Source organism: Salinispora cortesiana (genome assembly GCF_000484695.1).
Classification (GTDB): Bacteria; Actinomycetota; Actinomycetes; order Mycobacteriales; family Micromonosporaceae; genus Micromonospora; species Micromonospora cortesiana.
Genome location: NZ_AXVR01000022.1, coordinates 33821 through 56113 on the forward strand (window position 1 = coordinate 33821; position 22293 = coordinate 56113).

Annotated in this window: 17 protein-coding genes; 10 read left to right on the plus strand and 7 right to left on the minus strand. The window is 70.6% G+C overall.

Features of this window, described 5'->3' with window-relative positions:
- Positions 1 to 179: 179 nt before the first annotated feature.
- Positions 180 to 1442, plus strand: coding sequence for a nucleoside hydrolase (locus K228_RS25560; protein WP_025618692.1), 1263 nt, complete (start codon positions 180 to 182; stop codon positions 1440 to 1442).
- A gap of 149 nt (positions 1443 to 1591) precedes the next feature.
- Here the strand turns inward: K228_RS25560 and K228_RS0112220 are convergent, their stop codons facing one another.
- The 4 genes from K228_RS0112220 to K228_RS0112235 form a co-directional block, all read right to left on the minus strand.
- The gene (locus tag K228_RS0112220) at positions 1592 to 2569 is read right to left on the minus strand and encodes a tyrosine recombinase XerC (protein ID WP_025618693.1); all 978 of its coding nucleotides are present in this window, start codon (positions 2567 to 2569) and stop codon (positions 1592 to 1594) included.
- A gap of 173 nt (positions 2570 to 2742) precedes the next feature.
- Complete coding sequence (locus K228_RS0112225) at positions 2743 to 4017, minus strand: DNA-processing protein DprA (RefSeq protein ID WP_025618694.1); 1275 nt, start codon at positions 4015 to 4017, stop codon at positions 2743 to 2745.
- Between the two features lie 19 nt (positions 4018 to 4036).
- A complete protein-coding gene (locus tag K228_RS0112230; protein ID WP_025618695.1) occupies positions 4037 to 5557 on the minus strand; it encodes a YifB family Mg chelatase-like AAA ATPase in 1521 nt (506 codons plus the stop codon).
- Between the two features lie 15 nt (positions 5558 to 5572).
- Positions 5573 to 5929: a YraN family protein gene (locus tag K228_RS0112235; protein ID WP_025618696.1), complete on the minus strand. Its 357-nt coding sequence runs from the start codon at positions 5927 to 5929 to the stop codon at positions 5573 to 5575.
- Between the two features lie 271 nt (positions 5930 to 6200).
- On the opposite strand from K228_RS0112235, the gene K228_RS0112240 reads away from it, so the two are divergent.
- The 8 genes from K228_RS0112240 to K228_RS0112275 all read left to right on the plus strand — a co-directional run bounded on the left by K228_RS0112240 (position 6201) and on the right by K228_RS0112275 (position 14903).
- On the plus strand, positions 6201 to 7133 hold the full coding sequence (locus tag K228_RS0112240) for a hypothetical protein (RefSeq protein ID WP_025618697.1): 933 nt from the start codon (positions 6201 to 6203) through the stop codon (positions 7131 to 7133).
- A 387-nt stretch (positions 7134 to 7520) separates the two neighbouring features.
- The gene (gene rpsB, locus K228_RS0112245) at positions 7521 to 8366 is read left to right on the plus strand and encodes a 30S ribosomal protein S2 (protein WP_025618698.1); all 846 of its coding nucleotides are present in this window, start codon (positions 7521 to 7523) and stop codon (positions 8364 to 8366) included.
- Between the two features lie 89 nt (positions 8367 to 8455).
- Complete coding sequence (gene tsf / locus K228_RS0112250) at positions 8456 to 9283, plus strand: translation elongation factor Ts (protein WP_025618699.1); 828 nt, start codon at positions 8456 to 8458, stop codon at positions 9281 to 9283.
- Between the two features lie 152 nt (positions 9284 to 9435).
- Entirely contained in the window at positions 9436 to 10203 is a 768-nt protein-coding gene (gene pyrH, locus K228_RS0112255) for a UMP kinase (protein ID WP_029723522.1), read from the plus strand.
- Between the two features lie 68 nt (positions 10204 to 10271).
- Positions 10272 to 10829, plus strand: a complete 558-nt coding sequence (gene frr / locus K228_RS0112260; RefSeq protein ID WP_025618701.1) for a ribosome recycling factor — start codon at positions 10272 to 10274, stop codon at positions 10827 to 10829.
- A gap of 304 nt (positions 10830 to 11133) precedes the next feature.
- Positions 11134 to 12450, plus strand: coding sequence for a phosphatidate cytidylyltransferase (locus tag K228_RS0112265; RefSeq protein ID WP_025618702.1), 1317 nt, complete (start codon positions 11134 to 11136; stop codon positions 12448 to 12450).
- 128 nt (positions 12451 to 12578) lie between these two features.
- Positions 12579 to 13697 carry a dual-specificity RNA methyltransferase RlmN gene (gene rlmN, locus K228_RS0112270; RefSeq protein ID WP_025618703.1) on the plus strand — a complete coding sequence of 373 codons (1119 nt, stop codon included), beginning with the start codon at positions 12579 to 12581 and terminating at the stop codon, positions 13695 to 13697.
- Positions 13698 to 13748: 51 nt separating this feature from the next.
- The gene (locus K228_RS0112275; protein ID WP_025618704.1) at positions 13749 to 14903 is read left to right on the plus strand and encodes a DivIVA domain-containing protein; all 1155 of its coding nucleotides are present in this window, start codon (positions 13749 to 13751) and stop codon (positions 14901 to 14903) included.
- 119 nt (positions 14904 to 15022) lie between these two features.
- On the opposite strand, the gene K228_RS27030 is transcribed toward K228_RS0112275, so the two are convergent.
- Positions 15023 to 15289 (minus strand): DUF2631 domain-containing protein, encoded by a 267-nt coding sequence (locus tag K228_RS27030; protein ID WP_025618705.1) that lies wholly within the window; start codon positions 15287 to 15289, stop codon positions 15023 to 15025.
- A gap of 195 nt (positions 15290 to 15484) precedes the next feature.
- Between K228_RS27030 and K228_RS0112285 the strand changes: the two genes are divergently transcribed.
- Positions 15485 to 17077, plus strand: a complete 1593-nt coding sequence (locus K228_RS0112285; protein WP_025618706.1) for a Rieske 2Fe-2S domain-containing protein — start codon at positions 15485 to 15487, stop codon at positions 17075 to 17077.
- A gap of 93 nt (positions 17078 to 17170) precedes the next feature.
- On the opposite strand, the gene K228_RS0112290 is transcribed toward K228_RS0112285, so the two are convergent.
- Positions 17171 to 18796, minus strand: a complete 1626-nt coding sequence (locus K228_RS0112290; RefSeq protein ID WP_025618707.1) for a phytoene desaturase family protein — start codon at positions 18794 to 18796, stop codon at positions 17171 to 17173.
- Positions 18797 to 18921: 125 nt separating this feature from the next.
- On the minus strand, positions 18922 to 22104 hold the full coding sequence (locus K228_RS0112295) for a DNRLRE domain-containing protein (RefSeq protein ID WP_025618708.1): 3183 nt from the start codon (positions 22102 to 22104) through the stop codon (positions 18922 to 18924).
- Between the last annotated feature and the right edge of the window lie 189 nt (positions 22105 to 22293).

Here is a 22293-nt window from a genome sequence, read left to right on the forward strand (position 1 = left end):
GTGTGCCACACGCGCTCGCGGATCCCGCGTCTCCGTTGATGCCGGAGAGCTTCCAGCCGGTGCACGATAGTGAGCGGGGTGCTCCCGATGACGGTAGCCGTGCTCTCCCGCCCTACTACTCCGAGGAGCCCCAATATCCGGATAGTCGTATCCGTGAACCCGTGATCTTCTCTACTGACATGTCGATGGGGCTGACCACGGGCTCCCGTAACGGAATATCCACTTCGGTCCCGGACATTGACGACTCGTACGCGCTCGCCCTTGCGTTGGCTCACGGGGTTGATGTGCGAGGCGTTGTGGCGACCATGGGTAACTCGATGGCCAAGCCGACCGTGGTCACCGCCCAGGCGACGGTTGACGCACTCGGTGCGGACATACCCGTGGTGCAGGGGGCGGAGGTCTGGTTGCCGGTCGAGGCCCAGCAGACCACCGGTGGCGCGGATCTGACCGGCACCTGCGTCAACGACGGTGTCCGGTTCATGGCCGACCAGCTGCGGGAGACCGGCGGGTTGACGATCCTGGCGATCGGGCCGTTGACCGACGTGGCCTGCCTGACCATGAATTTTCCGGAAGAGGCCTCCCTCATCTCCCGGATTGTCGCCCTCGTCGGCAGCAAGCCGACGACAGTGTTCGAGATTTTCGGCACCCCTCTGGTTGACTTCAACTACATCATGGACCCCCGCGCTGAGCAGATCATTCTGGATCAGACGTTTATTCCGTTTACGGCCATCACCTTCGACCTCTCCTCGCTGGCGCCGATTCCGATCCCCGAGCTGGAGCGGTTGGCCAGTAGCCCGGACCCACTGGCACGTTTCTACGGTGAGTCCTCGATGCCGCGCCTGGAAATGCTGAAGGAGATAGACTTCGGCCCCGCGTACCCGATTTTTGACGCAGCCGCCGCATGGCACCTGATTCGGCCGCAAGACCAGGTCTGTCAGCAGGCGGGCTACCGGCTGAAGACCGGTTCGCCGGCGACAGCGGAGGCCGGAGAAACAGACATCTACGACTGGTTCTCGCCCGAGATCACTGAAACCCGGCAGGTCACCTCGTGCACGGGTTTCACGAGTAAGGAAGCGGCAGGCCGCTACCAGCAGGCGATTCTGCAGGCAGTTGGCGGCGGAGTTGGGCAAACGGGTCCGGAGATCCTGGGCGACGATGAGGGCTCTCCGCGGACCGACGAGGGGTCTGCCTCCACCGACGAGGGGAGCTTGTCGAACGGCGAGGGTATCGCGCGGACTGACGAGGGTGCTGCTGCACTGACTGACGAGGGCACCTTGTCGACCGGTGAGGACACCGGGTGGACTGCTGAGGGTGCTACTACCTCGACCGACGAGGGCGCGGCGCAGACCGACGAGCAGGCCGCGCCGACCGATGAGGGCACGGCGCAGATCGACGACGGAGCTGCCCCGACCGACGAAGACGCCGACCGGGCGGCCTGGTGAGCCTTCCGTGGAGTCAACAGTTCGGGCGAAGCGTTGAGTCGACGGTAGGGCGGTTCAGGGCTGCGACCTGAGTAGCGGGAGCCTGCCACGCATGGTTACGCCCCCACGCCACATGGCGTGGGGGCGTAACCATGGGCGGGTCGTTCGGTTCACGCCCGGGGGTGAGCCTGCCCGTATACGGCCCGCAGCCGCTCGACCGACACGTGGGTGTAGATCTGGGTACTGGCCAGCGAGGAATGCCCGAGGAACTCCTGCACCGCCCGCAGGTCCGCGCCGCCCTCCAACAAGTGGGTCGCTGCCGCGTGCCGCAGCCCGTGCGGGCTGGTCCGGGGCAAACCCGCCGCGGTCGCGTACCGGCCGACGATCCCCCGCGCGGTGGTCGGGTTGAGCCGGCCGCCCCGCGCCCCGAGCAGCAGCGCGTTTGCCGACCGAGCGCCGACCAGCCGGGGGCGGCCGTGGCGGAGCCACACGTCGAGCGCCCGTTGCGCCGGGATTCCGTACGGCACGCTGCGTTCCCGGCCCCCTTTGCCGAAGACCCGGAGCACCCGCCGGCCCGGGTCCACGTCCGCGACGTCAAGCCCGCACGCCTCACTGACCCGGACCCCGGTCGCGTATAGCAGCTCCAGCAGCAGTTGGTCTCGCAGCCGGGCCGGGTCGGCGGCACCCGGCGGGATGCCATCGGTCGGCTGGTCCTGGGGCGCCGCGTGCGCCGCCGCCAACAGGGCAGCGGCCTGATCAACCGGGAGTACGGCGGGTAGCTCCCGGTGGGCGCGGGGACTGGCCAGGCCGGCGGCGACGTCGGTGGGTAACCGGCCGTCGCGGTGCGCCCAGGTGCTGAAGGTGCGGGCCGCGGCGGATCTTCGGGCCAGGGTGGTCCGGGCGGCTCCCGTCGTGCGCTGCCGGGCCAGCCAGCTGCGGATCTGTGCCAGCGTGAGGTCAGCGGGAGTACGGGCTCCCGCCCGTACGGCGTGGTCGAGCAGGCTGATGACATCGGCGACGTACGCCCGGACGGTGTGGGTGGAGCGGCTCTGGACCTGCGCTAGCTGGGTCGCGAAGTCGTCCGCCGCCTCGCGTAGCGGCGCAGGCAGCGCCGCGTGCAGGGCCCGGGTCGCTTCGCCTCGCTTCACCGGCCGGCCTCGCACCAGCTGGTGGCCCGGCCCGGCGGGCCGAAGGTGAGCTGCTTGTCGGCGTGCACTCGATCAGCCTACGGGCGCCTTGCACAGTGTCTATGGGGCGTCGCCAGGCAGGGCCGGCCGCTGCGGCCCCGACGGCTCCTGAAGCATCAACGGCTCCTGCAGTATCACGGTTCCTGCCGCGTCAACGGGGGCGAGAGCGCGTATCCGTCGCCGCGTCGGCTGACCAGGCCCAGCTCCTCGAGGAGGGCCAGCTTGCGCAGCGCTGTCCGGGCCCCGACCCCGGACCGGGCGGCGATGTCGTCAACTCCGCGTACGCCCCGCCGGGGTAGTGCCTCCAGCACCATCGTGGACTCGTCGTCGAGCTGGTCCCGTACCCGGGCCGGACCCCGGACCGGTGGTGCCAGGTCCCCGCCGATGCGACCCACCTCCTCGAGGACCTGCGCGGGGGAGATGACCAGCCGGGCTTCCGGGTGCTGCCGAAGCAACTCGTGCGCCCCGACGGACATGGTGGAGGTGACCGGGCCGGGCACCACCATGGCCGGCCGGGCGATCGCCAGGGCCCGGTGCATGGTCTGGGTCGCTCCGCTGCGGGCGGTGGCCTCGACCAGTACGCTACCCCGGGTCGCCGCGGCGATCACCCGGTTGCGGATCAGGAACCGGGGCCGCAGCGGATCTGCTCCCGGTATCCACTCGCTGACCAGCAGCCCGGTGTCGGCGATCCGGTCGAAGAGGGCGGTGTTGCCCGTCGGGTACGGCCGGTCCAGGCCGCAGGCGAGCACGGAGACGGTCAGCCCGCCGGCGGTCAGCGCTCCCCGGTGCGCGGCGGCGTCGATACCGAACGCCCCGCCCGAGACGACCGTCCAACCCCGTTCGGCCAGTCCGTACGCCAGCTCGGTGCTCACGTGGAGGCCGTAGCCGGTCGCGGCCCGGGCACCCACCACCGCGACCGACCGGTCCAGCGTCTCGGCCAGGGGGTGCCCGCCCCGCACCCAGAAGCAGAGCGGTGGGGCGGTCTCCCGGTCGACCCGGCGGGTCGAACCCGCCAGCACGAGGCGGCGTAGGTCGGCGACGGGCCATGGCCACTCGTCGTCGGCCGGCGTCACCAGCCGGGCGCCGAGGCGGTCGGCGCGCTCCATCGCCTCCGCGGCTACCGCCAGCGGGTCTCCGGCCGAGAGTCGGGCGGCCACGGTTTGCCGCAGGGCCTCCTCGGGGGCGCCGCCCTCCCGTAGCAGGGTCAGCGCGCCAACCGCGCCGTGCTGCTTGACCAGACTGAAGACGGACCGGTTGTCCGGCTCGGCGATCCAGGTCAGCGCCACCCGAGCGAGGCGGTCGGCGTCGAGCGCCGCTGCGGGCCGGTCCCCCGTCGGGTGTCGCATCCCGGCCGGCTCGGGACTTCCCACCGCCCCGGAGCCCTCGCCGGCCGCTCCCCCGGCGGTCACCGTGCCGCTCCCCAGGGGTTCACAGCGCCTCCCCGGTGCGCAGGCCGATCGCCTCTCGGACGTCCTCAGCGTCGGGGCGCTGCCGACCGTCCAGGTCGGCGATCGTCCACGCCAACCGGAGGACCCGGTCGAAGCCCCGGGCCGAGAGTGATCCCCGGTCGAGCCGAGCACGTAGCTCCCGGAGGTCCGGGCCGGGCAGGCACCAGGGCGGCCGCCGCAGCACCGGCCCGGGTAGTTCGGCGTTACTCCGCTGGCCGAGGCGGGACCAGCGGTCGAGGGCCGCCGCGCGGGCCGCCGCGACCCGGGCGGCCACCACGGTGGACGACTCGCCACCGGAGCTCACCTGCATCAGCTCGGCGGCGCGTATCGGCCGCACCGTCACCTGGATGTCGACCCGGTCGAGGAGCGGGCCGGAGAGGCGGCCGAGGTAGCGGCGTCGGGCGAGCGGGGTGCAGTCACAGGAGATGTCCCCGGCCGGCTTGGCGCAGGGACAGGGGTTGGCGGCCAGGACGAGCTGCACCCGGGCCGGGTATTCGGCGGTGCCTCGGGAGCGGGCCAACCGGACCCGGCCGTGCTCGAGTGGCTGCCGGAGGGCGTCGAGAGCGCGCCTATCGAATTCGGGAACTTCATCGAGCAGCAGTACGCCCCGGTGGGCCAGGGACACCGCGCCGGGGCGGGCGAAGCCGGAGCCACCACCGACCAACGCCGAGACCGTGGCGGTGTGGTGCGGCGCCTGGAACGGTGGTCGTCGGATCAACTGCCCACCGGAGGGCATCAGGCCGGCGATCGAGTGCAGCGACGTCACCTCCATCGCGGCATCGTCGGGCAGCTCGGGCAGAACCGACGGGAGCCGTTCGGCGAGCATGGTCTTGCCGGCGCCGGGCGGGCCGAGTAGGGCGAGGTGGTGGCCGCCGGCGGCGGCGATCTCCAGGGCGCGCCGGCCCAGACTCTGGCCGGCGATGTCGGCCAGGTCGAGGGTGGGGGTGGGGTCCGCCCGGGTGGCCTGGGGCGGCTGCGGCAGGGGGGTGCCGTCGGTGAGGAAGGCGGCCAGCTGGCGGAGGCTGCGGACGGGGTGGACCTGGATGCTGGGGATCATGCCCGCCTCGGTGGCGTTGTCGAGGGGAACGACCACCCGGTGGTGGCCGGCGCGGGCCGCCGCGGCGACCATGGGCAGCGCGCCGCGGACGGGACGGACGGTGCCGTCCAGGCCCAGCTCGCCGAGGAGCACCACCTGATCCAGCGGGGCCAGCGGTAGCTCCCCGGCGCTGCCCAGCACCGCTACCGCGATCGCGAGGTCGAAGCTGGAGCCGTGTTTGGGCAGGGTGGCGGGGAGCAGGTTGATGGTGATCCGGCGGTTGGGCCAGGACCGACCGGAGTTGACCACCGCGGCCCGGACGCGGTCACGCGCTTCGTGTAGGGCGGTGTCCGGTAGGCCGGTGATCGCCACGGTGGGCAGGCCGGGCGCGAGGTCGGCTTCGACCTGCAGCACATGCCCGGTGACCCCGACCAGGCCGACGCAGCGGACCCGGGCGTAGCTCATCGGTGCGATCCCATGTCAGAAGGCCCCTTTCAGGTGCTCGACACGGGGCGGGCCACCGGCGAGGCGGATGGAGAGCACGTCGAAGCGCACCTCGTCGGCCCGGGTGCCGGTCTCGGCGAGCCAGCGGGCGGCGAGGAGACGTAGCCGGCGGGCCTTGGTGCCGGTCACGGCCGCGGTGGGGGTGCCGAAGGTGTCGGTGCGCCGGGTTTTGACCTCGCAGATGGCGAGGACCGGGCCGTCCCAGGCGATGATGTCGATCTCGCCGTGCGGGCAGCGCCAGTTGCGGGCCACCGGCTGTAGCCCCGCCGTGATCAGGTGTCGGAGGGCGCAGCGTTCCCCGTATGCGCCCACCGCCCGGTTGTGTCTGCTCATGCCCGGCACGGTGCCGGGGTCGGCTCCGCGTCGTGGTCCGGGCGGGGCGTGCCTGTGGACGACGGGGGCGCCTGTGGACGCACGGACGATCAAGCTTCCGCCGTGCTAAGGGCGATGATCAAGCTTCCACCGAGCCAAGGAGGTCGCCTTCGGCGGCGATTGTGGACTACACCGGGGGTTGGAGTGGATCACCTCGCCAAACACGGAGAGTGATGATCGGATGACCAAAGATTGGCGGGTTGATGCAGGCCGGGGGGGGGCTACCCGGCGAATGGCGTCCGGGCATTCGGTCGCATACGGTGCCGACGTGGACGGACGACGGAGTTTCACTGAAGATCAGGAGTCGCGTTGGTACCACGACGATCGGGAGCGGGGTTATCAGGAGTCGACGTGGCGGGGTGAGAGCCGCTACAGCGAGGGGGACCCTCGGGGCCCCGAGCAGGGTGGCGGGGAGAGCCGGTACGGGGACTTCGGCGACGGGCGGGGAGGGCTCGGCGGCCCGGAGGACTCCGGTGCGTTTCGGACCAGCGAGGACGACTCCGGACGTTTCAGCGCCACGGGTGCGTACGGCGACGCCCGGTCCGAGACCGAGGGCTACCGGGCGAGCCGCTCGCGGCGTGCTGCCGATCCGGAGAGCACCGGTGACTCCGCTACGGACCGGCCGGGGCGGCGCTCGCGGGAGGCACGTGACCAACTCTCGGCCTCCAGCGCGGACGCGTTCGGTGGAGCCGGCCCGGTCGCGGAGCCGGGGCGGCCGGGCGCGCTGGGCGGATACCCGATCGTGGAGCCGAACCGCCCCGCCGACGAGGCGGTGAACCCGTTGGAGCAGCCGACCGGAGCGATGCCGCCGGTCGGTCCGCGCGCTGAGCTGTCGCCCGCGGCGACGCCGGCTCCCCCCGCGAGCGACGGTGTCTATCGCACGCGCCGCCCGGCGTTGGCGGTGATCTTTGCGGTCCTGGTGCTGGTCTTCGAGGTGCCGGCGCTGCGGGTGCTGCTGGACGGGTTGACCGGGGAGCTGGCGGTGGCGAACGTGCTGGCCGGGATGTTCCTTGTCGGCGGGGTGCCGATCTTCGCCGTCGGCCTGTACGGGCTGCGTGCCGGTGGGCTGTCGTTGGCGGATGGCCGCGGTTGGCTGCGTCCGCCGACGGCCCATCTCACCGCCGGCCTGGTGCTCTTCGTGGCGGCGGCGCTCGCGGTCGGCTGATCCGCCGGTCGGGCTGGCTGCCGGTCAACCCTGGTCCGGCAGCCAGCCGACGCGGGCGGGCCTGTCCAGCCAACCCGGGCCGCTAACCCGGCCCACCCGGGCCCACCCGGCCCACCCGGCCAACGCCGGTCCGGCCGCGTTGGGGCCTACGACAATCCCGGCGTTGCGGCCCTTACTCCCGAAGGCGGGGTTAGCGGGTGGTGGCGTACACTGGTCGACTGGCGACCGCCTTGCGCGGTCGACCTCGCGCGCCCTCTCCGCGGCTTGCCGTGGGGCGGCGGCTCCCTGGTCCCGACCTTCTGGGTTGGGCCCACCACGGCCGACGACCGGGCGCCAGGACGCCCAGCCGCCGGCCGGGCGGAACAACCAGGGATGCAAGGAGTAACCATGGCCGTCGTGACCATGCGCCAGCTGCTCGAGAGTGGTGTCCACTTCGGGCACCAGACCCGGCGCTGGAACCCGAAGATGAAGCGCTTCATCTTCACCGAGCGCAACGGTATCTACATCATCGACCTGCGCCAGACCCTCGACTACATCGAGAAGGCCTACGAGTTCGTGCGCGGGACGGTCGCCGAGGGGGGCAGCATCCTCTTCGTTGGGACCAAGAAGCAGGCGCAGGAGGCGATCGCCGAGCAGGCGACCCGCGTCGGTCAGCCGTTCGTCAACCACCGCTGGCTCGGCGGCATGCTGACCAACTTCCAGACGGTGTACAAGCGGCTCCAGCGGATGAAGGAGCTGGAGGCCCTCGGTGACCTGAGTGGCACCGCGGCCGGCTACACCAAGAAGGAGACGCTGCAGCTCAACCGCGAGAAGGGGAAGCTGTCGCGTACCCTCGGGGGTCTGCGGGACATGCAGAAGCTCCCGGCCGCGATCTGGGTGGTCGACACGAAGAAGGAGCACATCGCCGTTGACGAGGCCCGCAAGCTGGGCATCCCGGTCATCGCGGTGCTCGACACCAACTGTGACCCGGACGAGGTCGACTACCCCATTCCGGGTAACGACGACGCGATCCGCTCGGCGGAGCTGCTGACCAAGGTTGTGGCTGCCGCCGTCGCCGACGGCCTGATCGCCCGCTCCGGCCGCCGTCGGGGCACCGACGAGAAGCCGGAGGCGGGGGTCGCCACCGACGAGCCGCTGGCCGAGTGGGAGCGCGAGCTGCTCGAGGAGCCGAAGAAGACCGACGAGCAGCCGGCGAAGACTGACGAGCAGCCGGCGGCAGCCGCCGCGGAGTGACCGCCTGCCCGCCCCGGCCGTTCGGCCGGGGCCCGGGTACATCGTCATCCAGACCACCCACCCGCAGTCTCACCACTGAAGAGAGAGTCATGTCCAACTTCACCGCCGCGGATGTCAAGAAGCTCCGCGACCTCACCGGCGCCGGCATGATGGACAGCAAGAAGGCGTTGACCGAGGCCGAGGGCGACTTCGACAAGGCCGTCGAGGTTCTGCGCGTCAAGGGCGCCAAGGATGTCGGCAAGCGGGCTGGCCGGACCGCCGCCAACGGCTTGGTCGCGCACTCCGGCAACGCCCTGCTGGAGCTGAACTGCGAGACGGACTTCGTCGCCAAGACCGACAGCTTTGTCGCGCTGGCCCAGCAGCTGGTCGAGCACGGCGAGCGCACCGGCGTGAGCAACGCCGAGGAGCTGCTGGCCAGCGAGATCGACGGCAAGGGCGTCGCCGAGCTGGTTCAGGAGCAGTCCGCCAAGATCGGCGAGAAGCTGGTGCTGAACCGGTTCGCGAAGCTGGACGGCACCGTCGCGGTCTACCTGCACCGCAAGGCGCAGGATCTGCCCCCGGCCGTCGGCGTGTTGGTGCAGTACACCGGCAAGACCGATGAGGCGGGTGACGCCGACGCGCGCGGTGTGGCGATGCAGATCGCCGCGATGCGCCCGCAGTACCTGAGCCGGGACGAGGTGCCGGCGGAGGTCGTCGAGTCCGAGCGGCGCATCGCCGAGCAGACCGCCCGGGAGGAGAACAAGCCCGAGGCGGCGCTGCCGAAGATCATCGAGGGTCGGGTGAACTCCTTCTTCAAGGACTTCGTCCTGCTGGAGCAGGCGTCGGTCACCGACAACAAGAAGCCGGTGCGGCAGGTTCTGGCCGAGGCCGGTGTTGAGGTCACCCGCTTCGTCCGGTTCGAGGTCGGCCAGGCCTGAGCCGAGCCCGAGCGCTTGCCGGCGCTCGGGACGGGAACGTGGACGAGGAGGTCGCCGGTGTACGTGTCAAGCACCGCGGCCTCCTCGTCACATAGGGTCGGTGGCGGCAATTCGCGGCGTGTGGGGCGTACGCATGGTGAAGGGCGGGGAGGATGACACAGGTTGTGAGTGACCGGAGTCTGCTGGCGGAGGATCCGACGGCGCCGCCTCCTGGCCGCGCGCGTCGGGTGGTGCTGAAGCTCTCCGGCGAGGTGTTCGGCGGGGGCGCGATCGGTGTCGACCCCGATGTTGTTCAGGCCATCGCCCAGCAGATCGCGACCGTGGTCCGCCGCGGGGTGCAGGTCTCGGTGGTGGTCGGTGGCGGCAACTTCTTCCGGGGCGCCGAGTTGCAGAAGCGGGGGATGGACCGGGCCCGGGCCGACTACATGGGCATGCTCGGTACGGTGATGAACTGCCTCGCCCTCCAGGACTTTCTGGAGAAGGAGGGCATCGAGACCCGGGTGCAGAGCGCCATCACGATGGCCCAGGTCGCCGAGTCCTACATTCCGCTGCGCGCCATCCGGCACCTGGAGAAGGGGCGGGTGGTGATCTTCGGGGCCGGCGCTGGCATGCCGTACTTCTCCACCGACACCGTCGCCGCGCAGCGTGCCCTGGAGATCCGCGCCGATGTGGTGCTGATGAGCAAGAACGGGGTGGACGGCGTCTACACGGCGGATCCGCGGATCGACTCGACCGCCAGCAAGTTCGACTCGATCACCTTCTCTGAGGTGCTTCGTCGTAACCTGCGGGTCGCCGACGCCGCCGCGTTCAGCCTCTGCATGGAGAACGGCCTGCCGATGTTGGTCTTCGGCGCCCAGGGCGACGACACCATTACCCGGGCCGTGGGGGGCGACAGGATCGGCACCCTGATCACCACCTGAGCGGTTCGACCTCGACGGTCCTCCGACCCGACCAGCCACGACGAGCATAGAAGGAGGCGAGGAGAACGGTGATCGACGAAACCCTCCTCGAGGCCGAGGAGAAGATGGAGCGTGCCATCGAGCACGCCAAGGAGGAGTTCGGGGCCATCCGTACGGGCCGCGCCAACGCCGCCATGTTCTCCAAGATCATTATCGACTACTACGGCAGCCCGACCCCGTTGCCGCAGATGGCGTCGATCGGGGTGCCGGAGCCCCGTATGGTCATCATCAAGCCGTACGACACCTCGCAGACCAACGCCATGGAAAGGGCGATCCGCGACTCCGACCTTGGGGTAAACCCCAACAATGAGGGTAACCAGCTGCGCATTCTGCTCCCGCAGATGACCGAGGAACGCCGCCGCGAGATGATCAAGGTGGCTCGGCACAAGGGGGAGGAGGCCAAGGTGGCGGTCCGCAACGTCCGCCGCAAGGCCAAGGAGGAGCTGGACCGGCTGGTCAAGGCCGGTGAGGTCGGCGAGGACGACGGGCGCCGTGCAGAGAAGGAGCTGGACGATCTGACCCAGCGCTTCGTCGGTACCGTGGACGAGTTGATCAAGCATAAGGAAGCCGAGCTGCTCGAGGTCTGACCTCGCTGCCCGACTGCTGACGCGGCACCGGCGACCACGCCCCTTCGGGGCCGCCGGTGCCGCCCTTCTGTCGCGGCTCGGCACCGCACCGGCCGTCTCGGTGACTGCTCGGGGTGGTGGAGGCGGTTTCGGATGCCGGGGTGGCGAGTGCAGTAGGCTCGGCTCGATTCTCGGGCACCCGGCGGTGAATGGCGGGGATCGACCGGCCGACCCGTCGGTCAACCAGAGGGAACATCATTCGGGTAGGGGACATGGTTGTGGTTGTGCGTCTGGTCGTCGGTTTCGTCTCCCCTCCCGGTGCGTGATGTCCCCCGTTGACCCATACGGCAGCGCCGAACCGCACGGTTGGGAACGGCCGGCCTCCGCCGCGCCGTGGCCCGACCGGGAGCTCGAGCCGGAGGTGCGGAGCCGCGGGTTCGCCGTCTCCCCGGACCGACCCGCCGAATCCCGGGGTATTCCGCAGGCGGATCCCGGTGCGGTGACTCGCGACGCCGCCGCGATGGTTCGGCGCCGGGAAGCCCCCGGTTACGACCGCGGTGCCGGCCGGCATGGCCGGTCGCCGGCGGAGCCGGCGGGCGGGCCCGACCGGTTCCCGAGTAGCGGCCACCACGCCCCCGCCGACGACCGGGACTACCCGACCGCCCAACAGGCTCCGATCCGGGACACCCCGGTCGGCTCCGAGCACCCCACGGCCCAGCTTCAGCCGGTCCCCGACGACGACGATCCGGCCGCGCAGCCCCCACCGCGGGGGCGGCGTCGGCCGGGACGGCGCCGTGCCACCGGCGCCGCTGCCCGACAGCGGTCGTCCGGCAAGGCCGGCCGTAACCTGCCGGCGGCCATCGGAGTGGGGGTCGGTCTCGGTGCCCTCATTCTCGTGCCCCTCTTTCTCTACCCGTTTGCGTTTGTGGTGGTCGTCGCGGGGGCGCTGGCGGTCGGTTGTTGGGAGATGACCCGAGCGGTCAGTCGCGCGGGTGTCCACCCGCCGCTGGTCCCGCTGGCCGCGGGGAGCGTGCTGGTCTCCGGGTTGGCCTGGTTCGCCGGGCCCGATGCGTTGACCCTCGGCTTGGTCGTCACGGTGCTCGGCGCCCTGGTGTGGCGACTGGGTGACGGGCTGGCCGGGTTCCGCCGGGATGCCCTCGCGTCCACCCTGATCGCTGTCTACGTACCGTTTCTCGGTGGTTTTGCCGCGCTGATGGCGGCGGCGGAGGACGGGGCGCTGCGGGTGTTGGTGACAATGGCCGCGGTGGTGCTCTCCGACACCGGTGGGTATGCGGCCGGAGCGAACTTCGGTCGGCATCCGATGGCGCCGACGATCAGCCCGAAGAAGTCCTGGGAGGGGCTGGCGGGTTCGCTCGGCGCGGCAGCCCTCGGTGGTGCCCTGCTGATCTGGCTGCTCTTCGATGTGGCGCCCTGGTGGGGAGCGCTCTTCGGGGTGGCTGTCTCGGCCGCGGCCGTCCTGGGCGACCTGGCCGAGTCCATGATCAAACGAGACCTCGGGGTGAAGGACATGAGTAACCTGCTGCCGGGGCACGGTGGCCTGATGGACCGGCTCGACTCGGTTCTCTTCGCCCTCCCGACGGCGTACCTGTTGCTGGCGCTCTTCGCTCCGGTGACGGGCTGAGTCGTGGGCAACCCGGTGCCCCCCGCCGGGCACGCCCCGCCGCCATCAGTGTTGTCGGCCGGGTCGGGGCGAGGCTGGCGGATCCACAGCGGTGCGTTCCGGTCCCGGCGTGACAGACTGGATGGGTCATGACGAGCCTGCCCTTGACCCCGGTCAACCCCGACGCCTCCGCCCGCCGCGCGGCGATGCCCCCGCGGCACCTCGCCGACCTCGATCTCGCCGGTCGCCAGGCTCTGGTCGCAGAGCTGGGCGAGCCGCGGTTCCGGGCTCGGCAGGTGTCGACCCACTACTTCGGCCGCTTGGTCCGTGATCCGGAGCAGATGACTGACCTGCCGTCGGCCACGCGGGAGAAGCTGGCCGACCAGTTGCTGCCCACCCTGTTGACGCCGGTGCGGGAGCTGGCGTGTGACGACGGGGCCACCCACAAGGCGCTCTGGCGCCTGCACGACGGCTCGCTGGTCGAGAGCGTGCTGATGGGCTATCCGGACCGGGTGACGGTCTGTCTCTCCAGCCAGGCGGGGTGCGGGATGGCCTGCCCCTTCTGCGCGACCGGCCAGGCGGGCCTGACCCGCAACCTCTCCACCGCCGAGATCGTCGACCAGGCGGTCTATCTGGCCGGCGTGGCCGCCTCCGGTGCGGTCGCCGGCTCCCCACCGCGGCTGTCTCGCGTGGTGTTCATGGGGATGGGGGAGCCACTGGCCAACTACAACCGGGTGCTGGCGGCGATTCGCCGGCTGGTGGCGCCCTCGCCGGAAGGACTCGGGCTGTCCCAGCGGCACATCACCGTTTCCACGGTGGGTCTGGTCCCTGCCATCCGTCGACTGGCCAGCGAAGACCTCTCCGTGACCCTTGCGTTGTCGCTGCATGCGCCCGATGATGAGCTGCGCGACGAACTTGTGCCCGTCAACCAGCGCTGGAAGGTGTCCGAGGTGCTGGAGGCGGCCTGGGAGTACGCGGACCGCACGGGACGTCGCGTGTCGATCGAATACGCAATGATCAAGGACGTGAACGACCAGCCGTGGCGAGCCGACCTGCTTGGGCGGCTGCTGGCCGGCCGGTTGGCCCATGTGAACCTGATCCCGCTCAACCCCACTCCGGGTAGCCGCTGGGATGCGAGCCCGAAGCCGGTCGAGCGGGAGTTTGTCCGGCGGTTGCGCGCCGCCGGGGTCTCCACGACAGTGCGGGACACCCGGGGGCGTGAGATCGACGGAGCGTGTGGTCAGCTCGCTGCGGCCGAGGGGCAATGAGAGCGTGGGGGCCGGGGAAACCCGGCGGAGCGAATGAGACCAGGAGACATAGTGGCGAGTCAGGGTCAGCGTTTCCGGCGTAAGTCGCTGCGCCGGGGATACAAGGTTGACGAGGTGGATGTCTTCCTCGACCGGGTCGAGGCCACGCTGGACGGGCAGCCGGTGGGCGCGCCCGTGTCCGCGCAGGAAGTTCACGACGTCGTCTTCCGGGTCCGATTCAACGGCTATGACGAGTGGCAAGTCGATCTTCACCTCGACCGGGTCGAACGGCAGCTTGCCGACTTGGAGGAGCAGGGCGGCCTCTCGGCCCCGGCGGCCGACCCGCACCCGCCCGAGCGGATGGGCCCGCCGGATCGGATGGGTCCGCCGGATCGGATGGGTCCGCCGGATCGGATGGGTCCGCCCGACCAGTTCGGCCCGCCGGAGCGGATGGGTCCACCGAGACACGACGAGCGGGGCATCGCCCCGGAGCAACAGCCGATGCCACCCCGGTTCATGCCGGCGCAGCCCGGGGGCCCGTACGGCCGGTACGACGACACCACCGGCTCCTACTCCGGCGGCTACGACGCCCCCCGCGGCGGCTACGAACCGCCCCGCCCTCCGGCCGCCCCGTACGGTCCCGGTGGCCAGCCGCGGGGCCCGGCCACGGGCGGCTACGGCCCCGACGAGCCGCGGTTTGACGGCTTCGAGGCGGGTCGGCATGGGCGTCCCGACATGACGACCGAGATGCGGATGCCGGAGCGAGGGCGGGAGATGGGCGCTCCGCCCCCACCGCAGCCCGGCTTCGGCGGCCCGCCGGCCGTCCCCAGCCCACCCGCGCCCCCTGCGCCCCCCGGGCCGCCTCCGCCGCAGCCCGGCTTCGGCAACCCGCCCGCGCCCCCCGGGCCGTCGATGGCGGCTCCGCCCGGGCCTGCCGGCCCGCCGATGGGAGGACCGCCCATGGCCGGCCCGCCGGGCAGCGACCTCTACCGGGTCGACCAGATCCGCCGCAGCTTCCAGGTTCGTCGCTTCGGCAGCGGGTACGACCCGGACCAGGTCGACCGCTTCTTCGACAGCCTGCTCGGCGGGATGCAGGGGCGGAATCCGATGCCGGTGAACCCGCGCGACCTGGGCACGCTCCGTTTCGGCCTGGTCCAGGGCGGCTACTTCGAGGAGGAGGTTGACGCCGCCCTGCAGAATGTGCAGGACGTCCTGCTTGGTCGTTGACCTCGGAACAACACCGGGTTGACCCCCCGGAACGACACGCCGGGTTGACCCCGGAATAGCGCTGTGGCCCGCTCCCTGACTCAGGGAGCGGGCCACAGCGCTACGGCGTACGGTGCGGGCTACGGGCGAAGCCCGCTGCGCCGGAGCACGATGTCGCCGACGACGATCGCCAGCAGCAGAACGGCGAGGCCGATCAGCCAGAGGTCCTCGACCCTGCCCTCGTGGTTACCGCAGATCATTGCCAGCAGCGACAGCGCGACGACCACCGCGCCGATCCGTCCGGACCTGCGGTGCCCGGGCTTGTGTTGGTCCGGAGACGTAACCGGCTCGCTTCCTGCCACTGTCGGTCCTTCCCTCGTGAGCTGATCTGCGGTCAAGTCTGGCACGCCTCCTACCGGCCCCGGCGCTGGGTCCGACCATCTCCCGGGCCGGAGTCGTTGCGACGCCGGGATCCCACGCCGGCCGGTACGAGAGGTGTTGTCGCCCATGGACGGCACTACCGGCGTCGCGGCATGGTGGCGAGAGCGGCTCCGGTAGGTTCTGACGTGAACCTTGTTATGTCTGCTAAAGGGAGAACTGCGGTGCGAGTGACCGGTACCGGGCACGCCAGCATGCGGATCGACACTCCCGCGGGGAGCATCCTGTGCGACCCGTGGGTCAACCCGGCGTACTTCGCCTCGTGGTTTCCGTTCCCCGACAACTCCCAACTCGACTGGGCGGCGCTGGGCGACGTTGACTACCTCTACGTCTCGCACCTGCACCGGGACCACTTCGACGCGGCGCACCTCAAGCGGTACGTGTCGAAGCGGGCCACCGTGCTGCTGCCCGCCTTCCCGACCTCGGAGATGGAGGACGAGCTTCGGGAGCTGGGGTTCACCCAGTTCCTGAAGGCGCCGAACGAGGAGGTCGTCGACCTGGGTGGCGGCCTGAAGGTCATGATCCAGGCGCTGACCAGCCCGACCGACGGACCGATCGGGGACTCGTCGCTCTGGGTGGAGCACGACGGGGTCCGGTTGCTCAACCAGAACGACGCCCGCCCCACCGACCTCAGCGTCTTCACCGAGCTGGGCCACGTGCACGCACACATGCTCCAGTTTTCTGGGGCGATCTGGTATCCCATGGTCTACGAGCTGCCGAACGCCGCCAAGACCGCGTTCGGCAAGCAGAAGCGGGACCGGCAGTTCGACCGGACCTGGCGCTACATCGACGACCTGAAGGCCGACCACGTCTTCCCGATCGCCGGCCCGCCGTGCTTCCTCGACGACACGCTGTGGCAGTTCAACGACATCCACGGCGACGAGGGCAACATCTTCCCCGACCAGTCGGTGTTCCTGGACGAGTACGCCAAGGTCGGCGGCACCAACGGGGTGGTGCTGCTGCCGGGCAGCGTCGCCGAGGTCACCGCCGACGGCTGCCAGACCACCCACCCGGTGCCGGTGGCGGAGTTCTTCGCCAACAAGGTCGCCCACCTCGAAGAGATGCGGGAACGCAAGCAGCCGATCATCGCGGCGGAGAAGGCGTCCTGGCGGCACCCGGAGGTGGATGTCCTGGGGGAGATGCAGCGCCGCATCGAGCCGTTGCTGAACGAGTCGATCTATCTGGCCAAGGGGGTCGGCGGCCCGGTCCGCTTCGACCTGGTCGATGTTGACGACGCGGGTACGGAGACCGTCGAGTCCATCGTGGTGGACTTCCCCGGCAAGCAGGTCCGCCCGTACGCCGACGAGAAGGTGCGCTACCGGTTCCGCACCGAGCGGGCGCTGATCGAGCACCTGCTGCACATCGGCGAGGTCGACTGGGTCAACTCGCTCTTTCTGTCCTGCCGGTTCTCCGCGGCGCGGATCGGCCAGTACAACGAGTTCGTCTACGCCTTCTTCAAGTGCCTCTCCCAGGAGCGGTTGCAGTACGCCGAGGGCTGGTACGACGAGCACGAGCGGGCGGTCGACGCGGAGGACATCACCCTCGGCGACTGGGTGGTGCAGCGGCGTTGCCCGCACCTCAAGGCGGACCTGAGCCGGTTCGGCATCGTGGCGGACGACCAGCTCACCTGCCAGCTGCACGGCTGGCGCTTCGACCTGGCCAGCGGAAGGTGCCTGACCAGCGTCGGCCACAAGATCCGTGCCGAGCGCGCCGACGAGCAGACCCCCGCCCCGGTCGTCGAGACGACGACGACCTGAGCCCCGTTCGGCCCCACGCCGCGGCCCGTTCGATGAAGAGCACCGGCCCCGCGTAGCTCCGGCTGCGCGGCGGCTGTTTCATCCGGCGCATCCTCACCGCCCGAGGTCGGTGAGGATGCGCCGGGCGGCGTTGTGGCCGGACGCGCCGATGACACTGCCGGCCGGGTGACAGCCGGCGCTGCCCGCGTACACGCCGTCGATCCCGGTGGCGTACGGCATCCGGTCGGTGAACGACACCGTGTTGTCCACGTGGTGGATGTGCCCACCGGTGATGCCGAAGTGCGCCTCGATGCCGGGTGGGGCCAGCGGTACGGCGTCGGCGATCAGGGCCCCGGTGCCCGGGGCGTACCGCTCGCAGATCGCCACCAGCCGCGCCACGTACCCGGGTAGCGCCTCTGCCCAGGTGCGGTCCGCCAACGCGTACGGCACCGACTGCACGAAGAGCGCCGACGAGTGGTGCCCGGCGGCGTCGGAGAGCGTCGGGTCGACGGTGGTGTGCAGGTACCACTCGATCGTCGGCTCCTGGGGCAGCCGCCCGGCCCGCACATCGGCCCACATCGCGCGCAGCCCCGCCAGCGGCGTGTCCCGGGTGTCGCCGGGGGCGGAGCCGGGCAGCAGGTGGATGGTGGACCCGAACGGGCTGGGGGCGCCTTCCGGTAGGCAGGAGAAGCGCGGCAAGCCGGTCAGCGCCAGGTTGAGCTTGAGCGTGGTGCCGGGGCGGCGGACCGCCGCCATCCGGTCGGTCAGCGACACCGGGAGCGCACCGTCGGGGAGCAGCTCCATCAGCCGGTACGGGTCGCAGGCCCCCAGCACCACGGACGCGGCAACGCTCTGCCCGTCGGCGAGCCGGACACCGGAGGCGGCACCCCCGTGCAGGGTGATCGCGCTGACCGGCGTACGGGTGTGGATGGTGGCGCCGGCGGCGCGCGCGGCGTCGGCGAAGGTCCGGGAGACGGTACCCATGCCCCCCTTGGCGATCATCCAGGTGCCGTCGGCGCCGGGAAGCCGGCACATGTTGTGAACCAGGAAGTTGTGCCCGGTGCCGGGGTCGTCCGGCCCGGCGTTGACCCCGGAGAGGCCGTCGGTCACCGCGTACATGCTGACCAGCAGCTCGGAGTGGAAGTCGAAGCGGGCCAGGTAGTCGACGACCGAGCCGCGGACCAGGTCGACGAAGATCTGGCGTAGCGCCGGCCGGACGTACCGTTCGGCGGTCTCCTCGACCGGCAGCGGCTCGGCCAGCCAGGCCGGCGCCAGGTCCGCGCGCAGCGCGGCCAGTTCGGCGTGGAGCGCGGCGTCGGCGGCGACGTCGGCGGGGGAGAAGAACTCGGCCAGCTGTCGCCGGGTCGCGTTCGGGTCACGGCCGAAGAGCAGGTACGGCGAGCCGGGCCCGCCCGGGGTGGGCAGAAAGTAGTGCGGGTCGCGCCGCAGCACCGGGATGCGGACGTCGAGCCGGGCGAGCAGCTCCGGGGGCATTAGCCCGAGCAGGTATGACCCGGTGGAGTGGCGCAGTTCCGGCACCCGGGGAAACGGTGTCTCGGTGCGGGCCGCGCCGCCGACCACGTCGGCCGCCTCCAGCACCAGCACGTCCAGCCCGGCTCGGGCCAGCAGGATCGCCGACACCAGCCCGTTGTGTCCGGCGCCGACGACGGCGACGTCCACCCGCCGCGGGAGCTGGGTCTGCGGTTGGGCCCGCAACGTCGAGGTCGCCTGCCGATCCATGCAGCGAAGATAGCGGTCGATCTGCCCCTGGGCTACCCCGGCACCGCGCGTGGGTGGGAACGGCGCGGCGGTTGGGCTGGGGTCGCGCGGGCCTGGTCAGCTACTGCCGGGCCCGCGCGACGCGTTCAGCCGAAGGCCTTGACGCTGTTCCAGTTATCCCCCAGTACGATTTTCACTGGGGCGTTGGTGTCGGTGGTGGACGGGTGGTAGATCCGCATCATGCCGTCCCCCCCCAATCGGGCCCACATGTCCGGGACACGGTCCCCGTTCACGTCAGGGATACCGATTACCGCGTTGACGTTGGTTTCGGTCCAGTTGATGCCGTAGCGGACGTCACCATTCTGGGAGTTCGCAGCGAGTTTGATCGAATCCAGGTCGACGCTGCCGGCTACTGCGCCTGGCTTCCCGTGGCGGACGTACATGTTGCCGTTGACCAGGTTGCGCCAGAGCAGATCCGGTGTGTTGTCCAGGTCGATGTCCGCGACGTTGACGATTTCCCGGCCTGCCCAAGCGTTCTCGTTCATCAGGATGGCTTCCTGGAAGCTGGCGCCGGTGTAGCCGCTCAGCGTCCAGAACGCCGTCCCGGCCCGCAGGACCAGATCGGGTCGCCCATCGCCGGTGACGTCGCCGAGCGCCTTGATCTGGGTCCAGGTAGCGGGGTCAGGGGCGTTGGGCGGCAATACGACGCGGAGTCGGTCATCGACGTTGAAGGTGCCGTACCCGTCGCCGGGGTAGAGCCAGAAGCCGCCGTCCGGGGTTCGGGCGAACAGGTCCGTGGAGCCGTCGCCGGGGTACACGTCGGAGTGTTTGGTGATCAGCGCGGCCTCGCCGGTTTCCGGGTCGTACCAGTGGCCAGGCGGGTTGAGCGTTCCTGGTCCGGTGTAGGAGGCGGCCTGCCAGGCGTACAGCTCGCCGTCCACGTCACCCGCGTAGTTCCGGAGGTTGCCGGTGGAGTCGATGAGGAGTAGGTCGGGGATCCCATCGCCACCGGTGTCTCCGGGACTGTCGGCGGTGTCGCGGGGCGGTACGTAGAAGTAGTAGTCCGTCCGGGCGCTCTTGTTGCCGACATCGTCGTAGGCGTAGACGTGCAGGGTGGTGGGGCCGGCGTGCCGGGGTTTCAGATCCGGCACGGTCGCGGTGCCGTTGGTGGCGTTCACGTACCTGGTGTCGATCGCCTCAAAGGCGTAGCTGAATCTTGCCGCATCCGCGGCGGTGAAGGTGATCGGCCCGGTCTCCCCGAACTTCACGGTCGCCCAGGTGGCACCGTCGGGGGTGCCTTCCAGGAAGACGTCGCTGCTGACATCGGGCGCCGGTGGAGCCGAGGCATCGACGATGAGCTTGCAGGGAGTGACGGGCGGGTTCCAGCTGGAGCGCGCGTCGGAGGTGTCCTCGGCCCGGACGTTCCACAGGTAGACGCCCCCGTCAACCAGGGTGCTGCTGGGGATCGTCAGGCTGGCCTTGCCGGCGCTGGTGGTGGTGACCAGGATGCCGGTGGGCCAGGGGGAACCGCTCTTCAAGAAACGGAAGCGCAGGCCCTTCAGGTTGCCGTCGGGGTCGGAGGCGGTCGCCGACAGAGTGAGGTCGGTCTTGGCTACCCTGACCCCGCCGGGGGCGCATGCGCCCCCCGGAGAGGTGGTGAGGCTGGTCGGGATGTTGGGCGTGCGGTTGTACGTAACCGACAGCGTCGCGGACTTCGCCGTGAACTTGCGCCAGGTCAGGGTGTCGGACTCACTGGTGGCCCGCATGCCCAGATTGATGTTCGACCACCCGTTGTCGGCCCCCTGCTGGGCCGCATTCTTCACGTTGAAGCGCACGTAGTCCCCACTGCAGCCGCTGTAGCCGTGGGCGAACGACAGCTTCTGCTGCAGGGTCATATAGCTGGGCTGGGCCTTCCAGGTGGTGCCGGAGGAGATCGCGCCGACGAGCCACAGCTGCATCTGCCGGTTGGTGCAGCTCCAGGAGTGCTCGTTGTACACCTTGAAGGTCGCCGAGCTGACCGTCGCGCCCCGCAGGGAGCTGCTGAAGCCCATCCGCCAGAACGAGCGGGTTCGGAGCGGAGTGGACTTTTCGTATCCCACCCGCGCAACGGTCGTTCCCTTGTTGAAGTTGGTGCCGTTCCAGGTGTTGGTGGTGGGGTGCTGCGAGTAGACGGTCGCCCAGTCGACCACACCGCTGTTGAGGGTCGGGTCCAGGAAGACGGGGAAGAGCGTCTCCGGATCGGTCAGGAGCCCGGTGGCAGCGGCATCCAGGTGCAGGCGGAGCGCGCCGGTGCCGTCGCCGTCCACCCGGGTGGGGAGCTGGGCGTTCCGGGCACCGGGCTCGTTGCCGCTGAGACCGCTGAGGTTCAGTACGTCGGCGGGGGTGCCCACCGCGGTGCGGATCTCGGCATCCGGGCTCTCCTGGCCAGCGGAGTCCCAGGCGAACGGGGTGGGGATCGAGCCGACCTCTTGGCCGGTCTGGTCCAGGATCTGGATTCCCCCGGTGACGGCGTCGTGGTGGAAGCGCGCGGTCTCTGACGTGAGTCCGTAGGTCACCGCGCTGGCGGCCTCGATTGTCTCGGCCGCGCGGTTCTTGACGACCAGCAACTGGCCGAATCCGCCCACGTCGCGGGCGACGACGAGCAGGTCAACGCCGGGTAGGACATCGGGGTAGAGCGCCCGCGGGCCGTCGAGGACCGGTTCCGGCAGGTGTCCGGGCCAGGTGAAGGCGACGGTGTGGCCGTCCACCTCCGCTTCGGCCAGGACGGTTTCGCTGTCATCAGCCTGCGCCTGGCCCCCACCGGATCCGCCGGAGCCGCCAGAGCCGCCAGAGCCGCCAGAGCCGCCAGAGCCGCCAGAGCCACCGGATCCGCCAGAGCCACCGGATCTGCCGGCTGCGCTGGTGCCCGCGGAGAAGCGGACGGGGGAGGGGGCGTTGACCGGACGGATGTCGAGGCCGTCCGGAGTCGCCTCGGTACGGGTCAGCGTGGTGTTGATTGGCGACCACCGGCCGGCGGCGTTCTTTGTCCGCTGTGGCGTGGCGTGAAAGGCGGAGCGGAGTTGCCCGTCGGGCAGTGCCCACGTCTGTGAGGTGGCGGTGGTGGCGGTCTCGACCAGCACCTCCTCGCCGGTGCGGAGTGCTTGCGCCATCGCGGCGGCCTCGTCCTTGAGCGGGACGGCCGCGTTGCTGGCGACCCCCTCCTGGGGTTCGTCGGTCCCCGGCCACCACGACAGTAGGGCCGCGACGACGGCGGTCAGCAGGAGACCGAGGGTGAGGGTCAGCCGGGTGCGTGTACGCACGAAGGGACTGAGCAGGCGAGGCGCGGTCACGGCGATCCCCTCCCGTGGGGGCCAGGCGGACAGAAAGGCGCGGCAAGCAGCCCCGTCCGTGGGTCGGGGGCAGAACGCGGGCACACGATCGCACGGAAATGAGCGAGTGGCGTGATCCGTGAACGTTATGGATCTGTGACCCAGTGTGGCCGCTCGAAGGCGGGGTCAGAGTATTCGACCTTTATGAAG